Annotated in this window: 13 protein-coding genes; 4 read left to right on the forward strand and 9 right to left on the reverse strand. The window is 62.8% G+C overall.

Annotated elements, in window-relative coordinates:
• Positions 1-20: 20 nt before the first annotated feature.
• From atzF to IP79_RS05630, 8 genes are read right to left on the reverse strand one after another with little or no spacing between them, the layout of a single operon-like run.
• Positions 21-1,784, reverse strand: a complete 1,764-nt coding sequence (gene atzF / locus IP79_RS05595) for an allophanate hydrolase (protein ID WP_054118300.1) — start codon at positions 1,782-1,784, stop codon at positions 21-23.
• A complete protein-coding gene (gene uca, locus IP79_RS05600; RefSeq protein WP_054118301.1) occupies positions 1,784-5,365 on the reverse strand; it encodes an urea carboxylase in 3,582 nt (1,193 codons plus the stop codon). The genes atzF and uca overlap by 1 nt, the downstream gene beginning before the upstream one ends.
• Positions 5,362-5,997 carry an urea amidolyase associated protein UAAP2 gene (locus IP79_RS05605; RefSeq protein WP_054118302.1) on the reverse strand — a complete coding sequence of 212 codons (636 nt, stop codon included), beginning with the start codon at positions 5,995-5,997 and terminating at the stop codon, positions 5,362-5,364. The genes uca and IP79_RS05605 overlap by 4 nt, the downstream gene beginning before the upstream one ends.
• A gap of 23 nt (positions 5,998-6,020) precedes the next feature.
• A complete protein-coding gene (locus IP79_RS05610) occupies positions 6,021-6,839 on the reverse strand; it encodes an urea amidolyase associated protein UAAP1 (RefSeq protein WP_054118303.1) in 819 nt (272 codons plus the stop codon).
• Positions 6,836-7,309: a CopG family ribbon-helix-helix protein gene (locus IP79_RS05615; RefSeq protein WP_054118304.1), complete on the reverse strand. Its 474-nt coding sequence runs from the start codon at positions 7,307-7,309 to the stop codon at positions 6,836-6,838. The genes IP79_RS05610 and IP79_RS05615 overlap by 4 nt, the downstream gene beginning before the upstream one ends.
• 3 nt (positions 7,310-7,312) lie before the next feature.
• Positions 7,313-8,089, reverse strand: coding sequence for an ABC transporter ATP-binding protein (locus tag IP79_RS05620; RefSeq protein WP_082337038.1), 777 nt, complete (start codon positions 8,087-8,089; stop codon positions 7,313-7,315).
• Between the two features lie 5 nt (positions 8,090-8,094).
• Positions 8,095-8,910 carry an ABC transporter permease gene (locus IP79_RS05625; RefSeq protein WP_054118306.1) on the reverse strand — a complete coding sequence of 272 codons (816 nt, stop codon included), beginning with the start codon at positions 8,908-8,910 and terminating at the stop codon, positions 8,095-8,097.
• Positions 8,911-8,914: 4 nt separating this feature from the next.
• On the reverse strand, positions 8,915-10,000 hold the full coding sequence (locus IP79_RS05630; protein ID WP_054118307.1) for a putative urea ABC transporter substrate-binding protein: 1,086 nt from the start codon (positions 9,998-10,000) through the stop codon (positions 8,915-8,917).
• 167 nt (positions 10,001-10,167) lie between these two features.
• Here IP79_RS05630 and IP79_RS05635 point away from each other — a divergent pair, with 167 nt between their 5' ends.
• Positions 10,168-11,127, forward strand: a complete 960-nt coding sequence (locus IP79_RS05635) for a hypothetical protein (protein WP_054118308.1) — start codon at positions 10,168-10,170, stop codon at positions 11,125-11,127.
• 93 nt (positions 11,128-11,220) lie between these two features.
• Here the strand turns inward: IP79_RS05635 and IP79_RS05640 are convergent, their stop codons facing one another.
• Positions 11,221-13,755, reverse strand: coding sequence for a TonB-dependent receptor (locus IP79_RS05640; RefSeq protein WP_054118309.1), 2,535 nt, complete (start codon positions 13,753-13,755; stop codon positions 11,221-11,223).
• 387 nt (positions 13,756-14,142) lie between these two features.
• On the opposite strand from IP79_RS05640, the gene IP79_RS05645 reads away from it, so the two are divergent.
• The 3 genes from IP79_RS05645 (at position 14,143) to IP79_RS05655 (ending at position 17,931) form a co-directional block, all read left to right on the forward strand.
• Positions 14,143-14,814, forward strand: a complete 672-nt coding sequence (locus IP79_RS05645) for a GntR family transcriptional regulator (protein ID WP_054118310.1) — start codon at positions 14,143-14,145, stop codon at positions 14,812-14,814.
• Positions 14,815-14,941: 127 nt separating this feature from the next.
• The gene (locus IP79_RS05650; RefSeq protein ID WP_054118311.1) at positions 14,942-15,850 is read left to right on the forward strand and encodes a hydroxymethylglutaryl-CoA lyase; all 909 of its coding nucleotides are present in this window, start codon (positions 14,942-14,944) and stop codon (positions 15,848-15,850) included.
• A 23-nt stretch (positions 15,851-15,873) separates the two neighbouring features.
• Complete coding sequence (locus IP79_RS05655; protein ID WP_054118312.1) at positions 15,874-17,931, forward strand: hydantoinase/oxoprolinase family protein; 2,058 nt, start codon at positions 15,874-15,876, stop codon at positions 17,929-17,931.
• Position 17,932: the final 1 nt, after the last annotated feature.

Here is a 17,932-nt window from a genome sequence, read left to right on the forward strand (position 1 = left end):
CGCACGGCGCAGCATCACGATCAAAGGCTCGCGATATATGCGCGCCAGCCACCCAGGTGGGTGATGTCCTGCGCACCGTTCAGCGCACGCGGTTCAGCCACAAAGCCTTTGACGCTGCTGCCATCAGCCAGCGTTACCGTGCCGATAGCCAGCGGCGGGGGGACTTCGGCAACGAAGCTGCCGAAGCTGGCCGGATCAAGCTCGTACACCTCCAGCGCGATGGCCGCGCCTTCGGAACTATGGACCAGCGCCGGTTTGGGCGGCACGATATCAGCCAAAGCATAGAGCCTGTAATTGGCTGCGGTGGTGAAGGCGCCGACAAAGGTCGCACCGCGACTGGTGAGTTGCCAGTGCAGCGGCATCCCTTCGAGGTGTGCGCCGACGACAGCGAGTTTGACAGTGTCCATATGCTCTCCAAGATCAAGTGGCGGGGGCGGCGGAAGATCGGCAGACGCCAGATAGGATTGCGCGAGCGCGATCAATGCGCGGTCGCTGTGTGCAGGTCCGATCAGCGTGATCCCGAAGCCCGTGCCGTTGTCGCGCTTTCCGGCGGGGACTGCCACCGCCGCCATGTCCAACAGGTTCACGAAGTTGGTGTAGAGCCCGAGATTGCTGTTGAGCGCAACCGGGGCTTCGAGCAGTTCGGCCACGCGGTAAGTGGTGCCGGTGGTGGGGAAGGCCAGCACATCGACCTCGGCCCACATAGCTTGCGCATGGCGCTGCAATTCGGCGAGTCGGTAGATGCCGTTCCACAGATCGGTGGCCAGCATGGTGCTGCCGGGTGCGATAACCTCACGCACCACGGGATCGATGGCGAGCGGATTGCTTGCCAGCAACGGGGCGATGGCCGCAGTGCGTTCGGCCACCCACGGCCCGCCATAAAGCAGCCGTGCAGCTTCGAGCAGCGGGGCGATGTCGATTTCGATCAGTTCGCTATCCTGCGCCAGCACCGCCAGCGCCCGGTCGTAAAAATATTCGGCCGCCACGTCACCGAAGAACACTCGCTGGTCGCGGCGCGGCACCCCGATCCGGCGACCAGCTAAAGCAACATCGGTACCGGGGCGAGAGAATGGATCCCCCTCATCGAACCCGGCGATCACCGCGTCCACCGCTGCGGCATCGTGCAACTGGTCTGTGAACACCGTAATGCAGTCGAGCGTGCGACAGGCCGGCACCAGCCCCCGTGTACTCCATCGGCCTTTGGTAGGCTTCAAACCGATGAGATGATTGAATGCGGCCGGCACCCGCCCCGATCCCGCCGTATCCGTGCCGAGGGCAAAGGCCACCAGCCCTGCCGCGACCGCAATCGCCGAGCCGGAGCTTGATCCCCCGCTGACATAATCGCGGTTATAGGCATTGCGCGGGATGCCATAGGGGCTGCGCGTGCCGACCAATCCGGTCGCGAACTGATCGAGGTTGGTCTTCCCGACACAGATCGCGCCTGCCGCCTCCAACTTTTCGATGACGGTGGCCGAGCGATCCGGCTGATAGGCGAAAGCGGGACAGGCAGCTGTCGTCTCCATGCCCGCCACATCGATATTGTCCTTGGCCGCAAAGGGCACGCCTGCCAGCGGCAGGTGCTCACCCGCAGCGACGCGGGCATCGATCGCACGGGCAGCTGCGCGCAGGCCATCTGGATCAGCACGGCTGATCCACACCTGTGGCTGGTGGACATCATAAGCGGCAAGACGTGCCAGCGTCTCCTCGATAACGGCCAGTGCCGAAGTCTGACCGCCGCCCACTGCGGCAGCGATGACGGTCGCGCTGAGTCGGTCAAACACCATTAATGCCTCCGCAAGGCCAGCATCGGCGCGCCGGGGTGGATCGCCTGATGTTCGGTGATGTAAAGTGCCTCTACCGTACCGCTGGAAGGCGCTTCGAACGGGCATTCCATCTTCATTGCCTCGATCACTGCGATCACATCACCTTCGGCCACCACGTCGCCCGGTGCCACCAGCAGTTTCCACACGCTTCCGCCGAAAGGCGCTTCGATCAGATCGGCGCCTTCGGGAACTTCCACAGCGCCCGCGTCACTCTCGCCCGCGTGTGCGGCAAGCAGGTCGCTCACCCGGTCGAATTCGCCCGAGGCCTGCCAAGCGGCACGTTCGGCATCGAAGGCGGCCATGCGGCTGGCTTCGAACGCGGCAATACTCGAAGCGTTTTCAGACAGGAAAGCGCGATAATCGGCGAGGCGGAAGGTGCTTTCCTCAACGCGGATTGCGCGCCGCCCATGGGGAAAATCGCGCCGCCATTCGCTCAGTTCGTCGGCGGAGACGGGGAAAAAGCGGATCTGGTCGAAAAACCGCAGCAGCCACGGCTTGCCATCCACGAAAGCATCTGTCTGCCGATGGGTATTCCAGACCTGGATGGTGCGCCCGAACAGTTGATACCCGCCGGGCCCCTCCATCCCGTAGATGCACATGTATGCTCCGCCGATCCCCACAACATTGGGGGGCGTCCAGGTGCGGGCGGGATTGTATTTGGTGGTTACAAGCCGGTGGCGCGGATCGACCGGGGTGGCCACCGGCGCGCCAAGATAGACGTCGCCAAGGCCTAGCACGAGATAGCTGGCATCGAAAATCAGATCTTCCACTGCTTGCTGGTCGGGAAGTCCGTTGATGCGCCGGATGAACTCGATGTTGTCGGGGCACCACGGTGCATCATCGCGGACTGTGCCGATATACTTCTGGACTGTTTCCTCGATTGCCGGATCGCGCCAGCTCAGCGGCAGGTGGACGATACGGGAAGGGATGGCGAAGTCGCTGAGATCGCCCATTGCCTGCTCGGCAGCGATCAACGCGGTGAGCGCGCGCGACTGATCCAGCGTGATGCCATCGAAATGCAGTTGTAAAGAACGGATACCGGGTGTGATATCGATCACACCCGGTATCTTGGTCTGCGCCAGCGCCTGCATCAGCGCGTGCACCCTGATACGCAGCTCGATATCGAGCACGATATCGCCATACTCGACAAGAATATTGCAGTCTCCTTGCTGGCGATAGATCGTGCGCGGGCGTTTGCCTTGCGCGGGAATCTCGGCGAGGATTGGAGACAGTTCGGTAATAGCGCTGGAGGGCATCGAGGCTGGCCTTGTGGTCAGCGGCGCAGCGATGGCCGCCTTCGCATCGGCAATGCTGACGGGCAGAAACCGCACCCGATCATCGGGCGCAAGCTGGCCGATCTTCCAGCGATCTGCGGCGATAACCGTAAAAGGGCAAACGAACCCGCCAAGCGATGGCCCGTCAGGCCCCAGAATGATCGGCATGTCGCCGGTGAAGTCCACCGCGCCAACGGCATAGGGATTGTCGTGGATATTCGACGGATGAAGCCCCGCCTCCCCGCCATCGCGCCGTGCCCATTCGGGCTTGGGTCCGACCAGCCGCACCCCGGTGCGGTTCGAATTGTAATGCACTTGCCATTCGGCGTCGAGGAACCGCGCAATGTCGTCGTCAGTGAAGAAATCGGGCGCACCGTGCGGGCCATAGAGCACCCGCAGCTCCCACGTCTGCCCCAGCGCAGGGAGCGCTGCCACAATCCCGTCGCCCACCGTGCCATTGCCCAGATGGAGCACATCACCGGCCACCAGCACCCGCGCCGCATGGCCACCAAATCTGCCGAGCGTGAAAGTAGCCGCCGAACCCAAGTAGGGCACTACATCCAACCCGCCCGCAAACAGGATAGCCCCGCGCATCCCCCCGCCGCGCACCCGCCCCATCACCAGCGTCTGCCCGACGGCGATTTCAAGCAAAACCCCGCGCTCCACCGCCACGCCGTCCAGCGTCGCGCCAAAATCCGCCCCCATCAGGCAAACCTGCGCAGGCGCCTCGAACATCAGCGTCGGACCGCTCGCTGTCACTTCCAGCCCCGCCGTGCCTTCAGGATTGCCAAGGATCAGGTTGCCGAGACGGAAGCTCAGATCATCCACCGGCCCGCTTGGTGGAACGCCCACATCCCACAGCCCCAGTCTGCCCGGCCAGTCCTGCACCGACGTCGCAGTTCCTCCAGCGATAACCCGCACCGAAAGCGGCGCATGTGCGACGCCTTCGAGAAGACTTGTCGAAACCTGTCCGCTTACAAAGCCCGGCGCCCGCACCACATCGCGCAGCCAGCGCAAGTTAGTTTCGATCCCGTCGATCCGCGATGCATCAAGCGCCATCTGCATCGCGGCAATCGCACCGTCGCGGGTGTCGGCCCGGGTGATCAGCTTGGCCAACATCGGATCGTAAAAGGCGCTGACTTCGCTGCCCGCCATGACCCATGTTTCGGCGCGCACACTTTCAGGGAAGGCGACATTCACCAGCGTGCCGGTGGTCGGGCGGTAATCCATTGCCGGGTCTTCGGCATAAAGCCGCACTTGGACGCTGTGCCCGCGCACAGTGGGCGCAGGCGCATCAAGCATCGCGAAATCGCCTGCCGCACCGCGGATCATCCATTCGACCAGATCAACGCCCGTCACCTCTTCGGTGACGCCGTGTTCAACCTGAAGGCGCGTGTTCATTTCAAGGAAGAAGAAATCCTCGCGCTGCGCATCATACAAAAATTCGACGGTGCCTGCTGAAAGATACCCCGCCGCCTCGCCCAGCCGCACTGCCGTTTCAATCAACTGTGCGCGCTTCGGTTCGGACAGGCAGGGCGCGGGGGCCTCCTCCACCACCTTCTGGTTGCGTCGCTGGAGCGAGCAATCCCGCTCTCCCAGCGCCATGACACGGCCCTTTCCGTCGCCGAAAATCTGCACTTCAAGGTGGCGAGCGTGGGCAATGAAGCGTTCGAGGAAAACGCCCGCATCGCCGAAACTTGCCTCACCCTGCCGCATGACAGCGGCAAACCCTTCGCGAAGCGCCGCTTCGGTTTCGCAGACGCGCATCCCGATACCGCCGCCACCGGCGGTAGCCTTGAGCATCACCGGATAACCGACCCGAGCCGCCGCCTCTGCCGCATCGTCCTCGCCGGTCAGCAAGCCGGTGCCGGGTGCCAATGGCAGACCATGCGCCTCAGCCAGCGCGCGGGCGGAATGTTTAAGCCCGAAGATGCGGATATTTTCCGGTGTCGGCCCCACAAAAGCAATGCCTGCCGCCGAGCAAGCCTCAGCAAAGTCGGCGTTTTCTGCAAGAAAGCCATATCCCGGGTGGATCGCGCCTGCCCCTGTTGTTTTTGCCGTCGCGAGTATAGCCTCGACATTCAGATAGGATTGCGCCGCCGGCCCCGGCCCGATGCACACCGCCATGTCCGCCGCACTGACATGCAGCGATCCTGCGTCGGCTTCGGAATAGACCGCCACCGATTTCAGACCCATCTGCCGGCACGTGCGGATAATCCGCGTGGCAATCGCGCCGCGATTGGCAATCAGGACAACATCGAAACTCACGCGGCCACGATCATGCGAACCGGCGTCGGGTTGAAGCCGTTACAGGGGTTGTTGATCTGCGGGCAGTTGGACACGACCACGATCACATCGGTCTCGGCACGCAGATCGACCGTCAGGCCCGGCGCAGAGATACCGTCGACGATGCCGAGCGTGCCGTCTTCTTCAACGGGTACATTCATAAAGAAATTAATGTTGGAGACGATATCGCGCTTGCCGCGAGCTTGCGTCAGGTTTGCCTCAAGGAAGTTGTCGACGCAGGCGTGCTGGGATTTGGTGTGATGACCATAACGCAGGGTATTGGATTCGCATGAACACGCCCCGCCGATTGTGTCATGGTAATCGACCGCGCTGCCTGTGATGGTCATCAGCGGATTGCCCTCGTTTGACAAGAGCACGCTGCCGGTGCGCAGGAACAGGTTGCCTTGTGCGGCAACCGTGTCCTGCGCGCTGTATCGCTCGGCATCGTCGGCGGCGGAATAGATCAGGAAATCGACAGCCTGATTGCCCTCCACATCGACGATCCTGAGCGTCTGCCCCATGGCCACGTGGTGCAGCCATGGGGCGCGAGCGGGAACGATCTCGTCGTGGATGATGGAGCCGGAAAGACCGGAGAAGGCCGGATCGCTGGTCATGTTATGCCTTCGGGGCAAGAGGGTTAGCGGCGGTAGTAATCCTCGGTATTGAGGAAAGCGCGCAGCCCTTCTGGCGTGGCATTGCGCACAAGATCGTGTTCGGGGGTGGTAAGGCCGCGCCACGCGGTGGCCCGCAGCGGAGTGGAGTTCCAATCGGGCCGCGGGTCGAGCACATGGGGACAATTGGCGATGAGGATGATCACTTCCATCTCTGCGCGCAGGAAAATGGCGCGGCCCGGTTCGAATGGGCCGATGATGGGGGTGATCGCCCCGTCCGCCTCGATCCGGGTACCCTTGAACAGGTTTATGCAGGGGTGGACATCGCGGCGGGCCAGCCCGTGCTTGGCCGCCCCCAGAATCAGGCGGTCACGCCCGTTGGGGAAGGCGCCCGAGTTGCGTCCATCGCCATATTTTCGTGTGTTAAAGATCGCATTTGATACACCGCAGAAGGTGTCATGTGTGCCCGCATGGTCTTCCATGATGCTGGCGAGCACGCGGCCCATGTCGCTGAGCAGCAGCTTGCCGGCGCCGAGGTAGGCGTTCCATTGTACCTTGACTGTATCGGCAACATTGAGCCGCTCAGTCGGCATTTCGGCGTTGAAGATGTTTAGGCTGGCGCAGGCGTCCCCTTCCTTGTCGATCAACCGAAGCCACGCGCCGCGCGGCAGCCTGCGAGCAGCATATCCGCCCGCTGCGATCGTTTCCTCCCAAAGCAAGTCTTCGGCCGCTACCCCATCGGGCCGATCCTCAGCTATCGGGGGAAGAATCGGCATGGTTTCGACCCGGGTGCCGCCCTGCGCACGTGCGTGATCGCGGGCGGCTTTGGGATCGGCGAGGCTCATTCGGCAGCCTCCTTTGCTGGCGGCGCATCCTGTTCATGCAGCGGCGGCAGCAGCGCAGTGGTGGTGACCAACTGCAATTGCTGCACACCGCGGATCGCCCGAAGGGCGTCGCATAGCTGCTTCAGTCGCACGGCCGGGCCCTGCACCAGCAACACTTCAAGCGACTGGTCTTGTTCAAGGAATACGTGCTGTGATGAGATCACTTCCTTGAGGTAATCGACCTGCGTTTCGGCAAGCTGCTGGCGCACCCGTCCGCCGCCACCGGCATAGACAATGGTGATGGTCCCCGCGAGCGTATCTTCCGGCCGCGTCAGCGCCTCGTGCTCGGCCAGAGCGTGGCGGATCAGTTCGGCAATCAGCTGCGAACGCGAGGGTAGGCCGCGTTCCTCCACCATCATGTCGAGCTGGCGGAACAATTCCGCCGGAAGGCTCATGCTCAAGCGAGCGAGACGGGAGGGTTCGGAAGTCATGGGTCAATCGTGTCCGTTATTATGATTCGCGTCAATCGTAATACTGCCATCGTCCACGCCGGCCGCTGATTTGCGCAGCGCCAGATCGTAGACCACACCCGCACCATAGCGGTGCGGCGCGTGCGGATCATGGCGGTGGTTGTCCAGCGTCAGAACACGGGTGCCGAGCGAAAAAGCCTCTTTTATATCATGGGTTACCATGATGATCGTGAGCCCGTGCTCGCGCCACAGCCGGGTGATCAGCGTGTGCATATCGGCGCGGATACCGGGATCCAGCGCACCGAAAGGCTCGTCCAGCAGCAATATCCTCGGACGCTTGATCAGGGCCTGCGCAATCGCAAGGCGTTGCTGCATTCCGCCTGACATTTGCGTGGGATAGAGGTTGCGGCTGTCAGCCAACCCGACTGAGTCAAGCATCGCCTCGGCTTCCCCAACTGCGGCGCGGCGCTGGCTGCCGAACAGCCGGGCGGTGAATGGCGAGGCGGAAAACTCCAGTCCCAGCAATGTGTTGCCCAGCACAGTTAAATGCGGGAACACCGAATAGCGCTGAAACACCACCCCCCGATCCGGCCCGCATTCGGCGGGCAAGGGCGTGCCATCGAGGGTGATCGAGCCACGCGTCGGCTGCTCCTGCCCCAGGATCACGCGCAGCAGGCTGCTCTTCCCTGCCCCCGACGGGCCAACAATCGAGACGAAGGAACCCTCTGTGATATCGAGCGAAATCCGCTCCAGCACGACCTTGTCGCCATATTCGACCCACAGGTTCCTGAGGCTCAGCATCGCCATCAATGCGCCGCCGCGTGGGCCCAGCCGAACAGCCGACGGCTCAGAAATACGAGTGTAAAATCAATGATTACCGCCAGCACCGCGATCCATGCCACGTAAGGCAGGATCACATCCATCGCGAGATAGCGGCGCACCAGAAAGATGCGATATCCCAGCCCTACATCAGCCGCGATCGCCTCGGCCGAAATCAGGAACACCCACGCCGGCCCAAGCGACAATCGCAACGCCTGTATCAGCCGCGGCATCGCCTGGGGCAAGGCAACGCGCAGCATCACGCCCCACGAATTTGCCCCTAAAGTCAGCGCCTTGATCACCTGTTCGCGCGGCAGAGCCCCAACGTGCCCTGCCACATCGCGGATCATGAACGGGGTCACACCGACCACGATCAGCGCCACTTTGGCCGTCTCCCCCAATCCAAACACGATAAACAGGATTGGCAGCAAAGCGATGGGAGGAACGACAGCAATCGCGGTCAAGAGGGGGCCTAGCGTGGCTCTAACCGGGGGCAAGCTGCCCAGAACCAGCCCGACCAACAAGGTCGAGATGGTCGCAATCCCCAATCCTACACCAAGCCGCCAGACACTCGCGATCGTATCGGCCCAGAACAGGTATTCGCCGGACAGCGGATCGGCCTGAAACGCCAGCAGCGCCATCGCCTCTGCCATCGCACCCGGCAGGGGCAGGATTTTGTCAGCGGGGTTGGCAGCATGCCGCGCTGCCGCGGCGATGATGTAGGTTAGCGCGAGAACCGCCAGCGGCAGCGCGCCCAACAGGAAGGCCGCGCCGCGCCCCGGAGTGCGGTTGACCCAGCGCATTGGCCTATAGTGCCCCGTCCGCTGCCATTTGCATGAAGGTGGGATCGAACCGCAGTCTGATATTGGCCGTGTCGCCCAGCGTCTTGCCCGCCGGGAATGCCATCCCCACCGCATCGGCAGAACGGGCGCCCTGACCGAACAGGCCTTGCGCAAAGCTGAAATCGCGCACGCGGGTCATGGTGTTTACCAAGCTATCGGCCGACATCGCCGCGACCGCTGCCTCGGGATCGGCATAGAGGAAGGTGGTGGCAAGCTGGCCTTCGAACACGTCTGGTGTCGTTCCCGCCAGCTGGGCCATCGCGGCGCGTGCGGCGGCGCCCTCGGCATCCTGCCGCATCATCAGCGTCATGGTTTCATACCAGATCCCCGCCAACGCCTTGCCAAGGTTGGGGTTGGCCGCCAGCACCTTGGTATCGACCACCATCAGATCGAGGATCTCGCCCGGAATATCGGCCGAGGAAAACACCGCCTTGGTGCCCGCCACGCCCTTCATGGTCGTCACCTGCGGGTTCCACGCCACCGCTGCGGTGACATCGGGCGAGGCAAAGGCGGCGGCAATATCGGCATCCGATGTGTTGACCGTTTTCACAGCGGTCAGCTTCATCCCGTTTTCTTCCAGCGCACGCGCCAACAGGTAATGCGAGACCGACAGTTCGGCCAGATAGACCTGCCGCCCCTTCATCCCCGTCACGCCATCCGCGCCCTTCAGCAGCACCGCATCATTGCCGTTGGAATAATCGCCAAGGATGATCGCGCTGGTATCCTTGCCGCCCGCCGCAGGGATGGTCAGCGCGTCCATATTGGCGACTGTTACCCCGTCCAGCTTGCCCGCGGTGTACTGGTTCACACTTTCGATATAATCATTGACCTGCACGAAGCGGATTTCGATCCCGTACTTGTCGCCCCATTTCTTCACGATCCCGGCCTGCTGCGCGTAGGGCCATGGCATCCAGCCGGCATAGATCGACCAGCCGATGGCGAATTCGCTGCGCGGCTGGGCGGCTTCTTCCTCGCCCCCCGAACAGGCCGCCACCGCGAGCGCGCAGGCGATAACGAGAAAACGGGCTGCGCGGCGAAGCTGTTGGAGCATGATTCGGGATCCTTTCGCAGTCGCAGCATCCTCCCATCATCAGCGTTTGTCTATGGGGAATTATTACGATTGCGAAGAAATGTAATATATCTAATCCTGCTGCAATTCTGGGGGAAGCGGCGCGCTTTTGCGCCGCCTCGCGCCCGCGACCTGATGGAAGGACTGCGATGACATCTCATCCTGCTAACCGCCCCCTCTCGCTGATCATGGCGGGCGCACTGCTCGCCTCCTGCGCGCCCGATGCGCCTCCGCCGCCTGCAACTGGTGAAGCGCCGGACCTCACCGAAAAGGCGCTGAAAGTCCCAGGCTTTGCCGATTTCATCGCGATTGATGGCGATACCGCGTGGGTCACCAATGATGGGCGCGTGGAACAGTGGAGCACCAGTGAAAAGCTCGCCAGCCTCGCCGTGCCGCGCCCCTGCGGCACCATGGCGATTGCCGAAGGCGCGCTGTGGGTCGCCAATTGCAAGGGCGGCGAGGTGTGGCGCGTGAACCTGAAAACTGCCGCGCTTGAAGCCAAGATCGCCACCGGCCTTGCCAACCCCAAGGGCGAAACCAACGTGGTCGCGGGTGCCGGATCGGTCTGGGTGGCAAGCGATCCGGCGGGCAAGGTCGCGCGGATCGATCCTGCCACCAACACTGTGATCGCCACCATCCCGGTTGCGCCGGAAACATGGTATCTTGCCTTCGGGTTTGACGCGATCTGGGCGGTCAGCAGCGAAGGCAAGGTGCTGCAGAAGATCGATCCCGCCACCAACACCGTGGTTGGCACCACTCCGCTGGGCGATACGCCGGGCTTCCTTGCGGCAGGCGAAGGCGCGGTGTGGGTGCAGGAACAGGGCGATGGCACCGTGGCCAAGGTTGATCCGGCGGCGCTGACAGTCGCGGGCCGCACCAAGGTGGGCGACAATCTGAAATGGGGCGATATCGATACCGGCGGCGGCATGGTGTGGCTGCGCACCACCGATGATCAGGCGCTGGTGGTGATCGATCCCGCCAGCCTCGAAATCAGGGCGCGGATGGGTGATGCTGTCGGCAGCGGCGCTTTGCGCTGGACGCCCAAAGGCGTGTGGACTTCAGCCCATGACAACCAGACATTATCGTGGTGGAGCGCCCCTGCCCCCTGACCGCCGCAAAAAAAGAAGCGCGCGGGGCGGGTCGCAAAACCCCGCGCGCTTCAACTTGTTTTCGTTGGCGTCCCCCGAAGGGCTCTTATGGTTTTAGAACTTGTACCCCAGTTCCACCCCGAAGCGCTGGCGTGCGCCGGGCGAGATGAATGATCCGCCGAATTCGACCGCGGTAATCACTTCGTTGAGGTACTTTTCGTTGAACAGGTTTTCGGCATAGGCCGTGATCGACCACTGTTCGCCTTCAAACCCGATGCGCAGATCCATCACGCCAAAGGCATCGCGCTGCGCCACGGTATAATCGGCATCGCCCACAAAGGCCGGAAGCGCCAGCGCCGAACCGGGCAGCAGGCCGCTGAACAGCGTGGGATTGGGATCGTCCTGCAAGGAGTGGAACCATGTCGGCCCGGTGATGCGGTAATCGGCGCGGGTGACGAAATCGATGCTGTTCGACACCGGCAGATCAAGCTGGGTGCCGAAGTTCAGCGTGTAATCGGCGGTATAGGGCGATTTGTTGCCCACCGTCACCGGGCGCGAGGCGTTGGCGAGGATCTCGCTTTCGGTGACGTTGGCCGAACCGAACACCGTCCAGCCCTGCATCAACTCGGCAGTCAGGTTGAGCTCCGCGCCGTAAACCTCGACCTCGTCGATGTTCGAAACCACGCGCAGCAGGCCGAACCCGCCGACGAAGAATTCGAAGAACTGCATATCGTCGATCTTGGTGTAATATCCCGCCAGATCGAACGTCACTGCGCCATCCAGCAATGTGCCCTTGATCCCCGCTTCGAAGGCGCTGGACACTTCCTTACGGTACTGGTCATCGATCAGCACGGTGCTGCCGATGAACTGGTTCAGCCCGGTTTCGACAATCGCGGCCGATCCCTGATTGTTGAAGCCGCCCGATTTGAAGCCGATGCCCCAGTTGCCGTAAAGGTTTATATCGTCGGTCAGTTCATACCGCAGCGAAATCTTGGGCTGGAACTGCTTGAAGGTTTGCGATTGCGGCGCGATCGGCTGCACTGCGCCCGCCACCACCTGCTGGCCGGGGTTGATCGGGCCGCCGGTGATCGGATCGAACACGGCCGGCACCAGGCTTTCGACCTGACGATCCTCGATATCGTACCGGCCTGCCACGCTGACGTTGAAGCGGTCTGACAGATCGGCATCAACCGATGCGAACAGCGCATAGACATCGGTGGTGAAGGCATCATGGTAAAGCTGGGTCGTCGGGTTGCTTGATCCCGGCGCATTGTAAAGCTGGCGGCTGACACCCTGGCCAAGATCGGCGCCAAGGCTGATCCCGACTTCGCGTTCGATATGCAGGTAATAGGCGCCAAGCTGCCAGTTCACCGCATCATCGCCGTTGGAGGCAAGCCGGATTTCGCCGCTGATGTCTTCCTGCTGGCGCACCTGAAGCTGGGTGCCGTCGCAGGTCGTCGGGCTATAGGCGCCGAAGGTCGAACCGTTCACCGGATCGAAAATGAATGGGATTGGGTTGTTGCCGATGAAGGTGGGGGCGTTGAGCGGGAAGCCGGTCAATGCGGCCGTGGTTCCGAAGCACGCATTGGATGCCGCGACCGAAGCCGGGGTCGCACCGGGGAAGGTGAAGCGCGCAAAATCGGCCGAGGTGCCGTCAGCGGTCAGCGACTGGTCGACATCGGTATAAAGCACCCACGCTGTCAGCGTTGCGCCTTCGAAATCATGTTCGACCTTGGCTGATGCTTCGAAAGTGGTCTGGTCATTGGTGGGGCGGATGTTCGAATAATAACCGAACTGCCGGGTGTTCACATCCTCGAAGAAAGCCGGATCGACTGCGGCGAAATTGGGCAGGTGGAAGCTGGCGTTGAAGTTGATCGAAGCCCCGCTGAGATCGGCATAGCGCGCCTTTACATCCAGTTCGGTGTTCGGCCCGAGTTCGGCGACGAAGCGCCCGTCGATCCCCCAGACTTCCTGATCATCGACTGTCTTGGAATTGCCGAGGAAGGTGTTGCGAAAAAACCCGTCGGTGGTGGAATAATTGCCCGACAGCACCAGCCCGGCAGAATCGCCGATCGGGGTCGCGATATAGGCGTTGGCGAGATAGGTATTGTCCTGCGCGGCGCGCACCAGCACCCCGCCTTCCAGCACATCGCCCGGCTTCAGCGTTTGCAGCACGATCGCGCCTGCCGCAGCGTTGCGGCCATAGAGCGCGCCCTGCGGGCCTTTGAGGATTTCCACCTGCCGCAGCGTGCCCTGGTTCTGGTTCAGCTGCGCGGTGTTGGTTTTCAGGATCCCGTCAACTACCAGCGCGACCGAGCTTTCCGCGTCGCGTGCGCCATTGATCCCGCGGATGTTGATCTGGGTATCGCCCGCCTCTGCCGTGCCGGTGACAATGGTGACGCCCGGCGTCAGCTGGATGAAATCGTCAGCGCGCTGCACGCCCGTTTTGGCGAGGGTTTCAGCGCTGAACACCGTGACGGCGGCAGGCACATCTGCGAGGCTTTCCGACTGGCGACGGGCGGTGACGATGATTGCGTTATCTTCCTCCGCAACCTGGCCGGTGGCGACCGAATCCTGCGCAATCGCGGGCGCGGTGAAGGCAATGGCACCAAGAGCCGCGCCAGAGGCAAGAACCAAACGGACATTCATGGGACGGCTCTCCTGTAAAGGAATGTTAGGGAGGGATCAGACGCGGCGATTGGCCCCGCCTATCGAAACGTGATCTGTCGAAACGTGGAATGGTTGGAGGCCCGGCTGGCCGGACGCAGAACAGGGCGCGCAGCTTGCCACCGCTGCCTGATCCATCGCGATCGGTATGAAGCCCTTGATACGCTGCACGGCACACCCCTGTTGCCTGTTGGGTAGTGACTATTGTATACAAATAACTCCCGTCAAGCATTTTGCACAAATGTGACGATTGCGGTGCGGGATGTGTGTTTTTGTCGCCGCAGGGGTTGTGACACGGGTTGTCATGCCGCAATCACGGAAGGGTATGATCATCCCCCGGTTTTCACACCTTACCCAGATGGCATCGGTATGAGCCGCGCTTCGGAACAGGCCTACTCCGCAATCCGCGCCTTCTTGTTGAGCGGCGAGGCCAAGGCGGGCGAACAGCTGACAGAAGACCAGTTGACCCAGATCACCGGCGTCAGTCGCACCCCCGTGCGCGAGGCAGTGCGGCGGCTGGAGGATGAACTGCTGCTGGTGCGCAGCGATACCAAACGAATGTTCGTGGCCGATTGGAGCCGTGACGATATCGAGGAAATGTTCGCGCTGCGCCAGATGCTTGAATGCCATGCAGCAGAACGCGCCGCACGCCGCCTTTCCGGCGCGCAGATGGACAAGCTGGAAGCTGTCAATCTGGCGTTGAAAGCGGCGATCGAGCAGCCCGTTCCCGATGTCGCGCGCTTTCTGGAAGCCAATCGCGCATTCCATGAAGTGATCATCGATGCCGCCCAGTCGCCGCGTCTCGCGCAGATGCTGGCAAAACTGGTGGAGGCGCCCGTGGTGCTGCGTACGGCACGCACCTATTCGCCGGAAGACCTGCGCCAGTCAGCCCGCGATCATGACGAACTGGTCGCCGCCTTTGCTGCCCGCGATGCCGATTGGGCGCGTGCAGTCATGGGCAGCCACCTGCGCCGCGCCTTCCACACCTTCGTCAAAACCGTTGGCGCCGCCAACACGGCCGATAGCATCGGGGAGCCATAGCGGCATTGCAGGCCGATACCGGCTCTGCCGCGATCGGGCCGCGATCGGGTTGTCGCAGGCCGATTGCAATTGTATACAAATTGGGTAATTCACCCTTGGGTTCCAAATCGGGAGCAGGCGAGTCACCATGGGTTTCGAGAGCATCGAACTGGTCGAGGTCGGTCCGCGTGACGGGCTGCAGAACGAGCCTGATATCATCGCCACCGATGTGAAACTGGCCATGATCGACCGCATGATCGGATATGGCGCACGGCGGCTGGAGGTGGCGAGCTTCGTCCACCCCGCCCGCGTGCCGCAGATGGCCGATGCCGAAGCTGTGATCGCTGGCCTGCCCGACCGCGCAGACTGCACCTATATCGGCCTGGTGCTGAACAAGCGCGGCGTGATGCGCGCGCTCGCCACCCGTGATGGAGGAGCGCGCGGGGTCGATCAGGTCGGATGCGTGGTGGTGGCCAGCGACACCTTCGGCCAGAAGAACCAAGGCCAGACCATCGCGGAAGGCATCGCCGAAACCCGCGCCATGCTGCGCTTTGCCAAGGCCGAAGGGATGCGTGCGCAGGTCACCATCAGCGCAGCCTTCGGTTGCCCATTCGAAGGCGAGGTGAAGCACGAAACCGTGCTCTCCATCGCCGCGGAAATTGCTGCCGAAGCGCCGGAGGAAATTGCGCTCGCCGATACCATCGGGGTCGGCACGCCTTTCGAAGCGGGCGAATTGTTCGGCAGGCTCGGCGCATTGCTTGGGCCTGCGATCCCGATGCGCGCCCATTTCCACAACACCCGCGGCACCGGCATCGCCAATGCATGGGCGGCCTATCAGGCGGGTGTCAGGGTATTCGACGCCTCGCTCGGCGGGCTGGGCGGGTGCCCTTTTGCCCCGCGTGCAACGGGCAATATCGCCACTGAAGACCTCGTCTACATGATGGTGCGGTCTGGTGTGGCAACGGGCATTGATCTGGACGCGGCCATCGCCGCGAACAAATGGTTTGCGGGACATCTGGGGCGCGAATTGCCTTCGGCGGTCGCCCGCGCAGCATAACAGCACAACAGCAAGGACACGGCATGACGTACAGGTTGGGTGTAGATGTAGGCGGGACTTTCACCGACCTGCTGCTGTTTGACGAGGCGAGCGGCGGATTCTGGCGGCACAAGACGCCTTCGACCCCGCATGATTCCTCCGAAGGCATCCTGACGGGCGTAAAGGCGATCATGGCGCAGGCCGGGATCACCGCCGAAGACATCACCTATTTTCTGCACGGCACCACCGTGGCGACCAATGCCGTGCTGGAGGGCAAAGGCGCGAAGGTCGGCCTTGTCACCACGCAGGGTTACCGCGACATCATGCAGATCGCGCGCAGCTTCGTACCCGGCGGACTTGCGGCGTGGATCGTATGGCCCAAGCCGCAGCCATTGGCGCGGCTGGAACACACGGTCGAAGTGCCGGGCCGGATGGACGCCCAAGGGCGCGAGGTCGCGCCATTGGATGAAGACGCGGTGCGCGCCGCGCTGCGCAAGCTTAAGGGTGACGGGATCGAGGCGCTGACCGTCAGCCTGATGAACGCTTACCTGAACGGCGCGCATGAAGCGCGGATCGGGGAAATCGCGGCCGAGGAACTGCCCGGCATACCCGTCTCGCTGTCCCACGAAGTCCTGCCCGAAATGCAGGAGTATGAACGCACTCTCTCGACTGTGGCGAACGCGGCGGTGCGCCCGGTGGTGTCGAAATACGTCTCCAACCTGCGCGACCGGTTGGCGACCGAAGGCTTCAAGGGCCGCTTGTCGCTGCTGCGGTCTGACGGCGGCTTGATGAGCAGCCAGAAGGCCGAGGAACACCCCGTCAACATCCTGATGTCCGGCCCCGCAGGCGGGGTGACCGGCGCGCTGTGGGTGGCGAAGAATGCGGGCTTCGAGAATATCCTGACGCTGGACGTAGGCGGCACGTCTACCGACGTGGCGCTGATCCAGGGGCTTGAGCCGCGCCGTCAGCGCACGACCGAAGTGGGGCACCTGTCGGTGCGCGCTTCGGCGCTCGACGTGAAGACCGTGGGCGCGGGCGGCGGGTCGATTGCCCACGTGCCGCAATTGACCGGCGCGCTGCGCGTCGGCCCGGAAAGCGCGGGCGCGGTGCCGGGGCCGGTCGCCTATAACAAGGGCGGCACGCTGCCTACCGTCACGGACGCGAACGTGGTGCTGGGCTATCTGCCCGAAGACCTGCTCGGCGGCAGTTTCAAGCTGGACCGTGAAGGCGCGAAGGCGGCGGTGCAGACCATTGCCGATGCGCTTGGCATCAGCCTGATGGAAGCGGCGCGCGGGATCATCGATATCGTCAATGAAAACATGTTCGGCGCGCTGCGCATGATCTCGGTGCAGCAGGGCTATGACCCGCGCGAATTTGCGCTGATGGGCTTTGGCGGCGCGGGGCCGCTGCACGTAAATGCCGTCGCACGGTTGATGGGCAGCTGGCCCGCAATCTCGCCCGTTTCCCCCGGCGTGCTGTGCGCGCTGGGCGATGCCACCACCCGGATGCGGACGGAAACGGCGCGCAGCTTCTCGCGCCTCGCCAAGGATACGGCAATCGCCGATCTGGTCGCGGTTCTGGATGACATGGCACAGCAGACCCGCAGCGAATTGCTGGCCGATGGCATCCCCGAGGACCAGATAACCTCGCTGTTCGAAATTGACGTGCGCTATGCTGGCCAAGCCTTTGAAGTGCCGCTGACAATCACGCAGGCGGTGCTGGAGCAGGACGGGATCGAAGGCATCCTCGCCCGCTTTGATGAAGAACACCTCAGGCTGTTCACCTTCAACATGGATACCCCCCACGAAATCGTGAACCTGCGCGCCGTGGCACAGGGGCAGGCCCCCGCCCTGCCCGCCGCGCAGCTGCCCAAGGGCGACGGCGACCCGTCAGCCGCCAAAATCCGCGACCACACGGTATGGATCGACGGGGCCGAGCGCGCCGCCGTGATCTACGACCGCGCCAAGCTGCGGCAGGGCGACGTGATCGAAGGCCCGGCGGTCATCACAGAAATGGATTCGACCACGTTGGTCGAACATGATTGCCGCGCCGCCGTGGATGCTGTGGGCAACATCCTCATCACTCTGAAAGCGAAGGGTTAAG

It is taken from the genome of Porphyrobacter sp. AAP60 (genome assembly GCF_001296025.1).
Lineage (GTDB): Bacteria > Pseudomonadota > Alphaproteobacteria > Sphingomonadales > Sphingomonadaceae > Erythrobacter.

Coding starts and splice junctions, on each gene's coding strand:
- atzF (WP_054118300.1), bottom strand. CDS start 1,784: ATGGTGTTTGACCGACTCAGCGCGACCGTCATCGCTGCCGCAGTGGGC.
- IP79_RS05605 (WP_054118302.1), bottom strand. CDS start 5,997: ATGACCAGCGATCCGGCCTTCTCCGGTCTTTCCGGCTCCATCATCCAC.
- IP79_RS05610 (WP_054118303.1), bottom strand. CDS start 6,839: ATGAGCCTCGCCGATCCCAAAGCCGCCCGCGATCACGCACGTGCGCAG.
- IP79_RS05615 (WP_054118304.1), bottom strand. CDS start 7,309: ATGACTTCCGAACCCTCCCGTCTCGCTCGCTTGAGCATGAGCCTTCCG.
- IP79_RS05620 (WP_082337038.1), bottom strand. CDS start 8,089: ATGCTGAGCCTCAGGAACCTGTGGGTCGAATATGGCGACAAGGTCGTG.
- IP79_RS05625 (WP_054118306.1), bottom strand. CDS start 8,910: ATGCGCTGGGTCAACCGCACTCCGGGGCGCGGCGCGGCCTTCCTGTTG.
- IP79_RS05630 (WP_054118307.1), bottom strand. CDS start 10,000: ATGCTCCAACAGCTTCGCCGCGCAGCCCGTTTTCTCGTTATCGCCTGC.
- IP79_RS05635 (WP_054118308.1), top strand. CDS start 10,168: ATGACATCTCATCCTGCTAACCGCCCCCTCTCGCTGATCATGGCGGGC.
- IP79_RS05640 (WP_054118309.1), bottom strand. CDS start 13,755: ATGAATGTCCGTTTGGTTCTTGCCTCTGGCGCGGCTCTTGGTGCCATT.
- IP79_RS05645 (WP_054118310.1), top strand. CDS start 14,143: ATGAGCCGCGCTTCGGAACAGGCCTACTCCGCAATCCGCGCCTTCTTG.
- IP79_RS05650 (WP_054118311.1), top strand. CDS start 14,942: ATGGGTTTCGAGAGCATCGAACTGGTCGAGGTCGGTCCGCGTGACGGG.
- IP79_RS05655 (WP_054118312.1), top strand. CDS start 15,874: ATGACGTACAGGTTGGGTGTAGATGTAGGCGGGACTTTCACCGACCTG.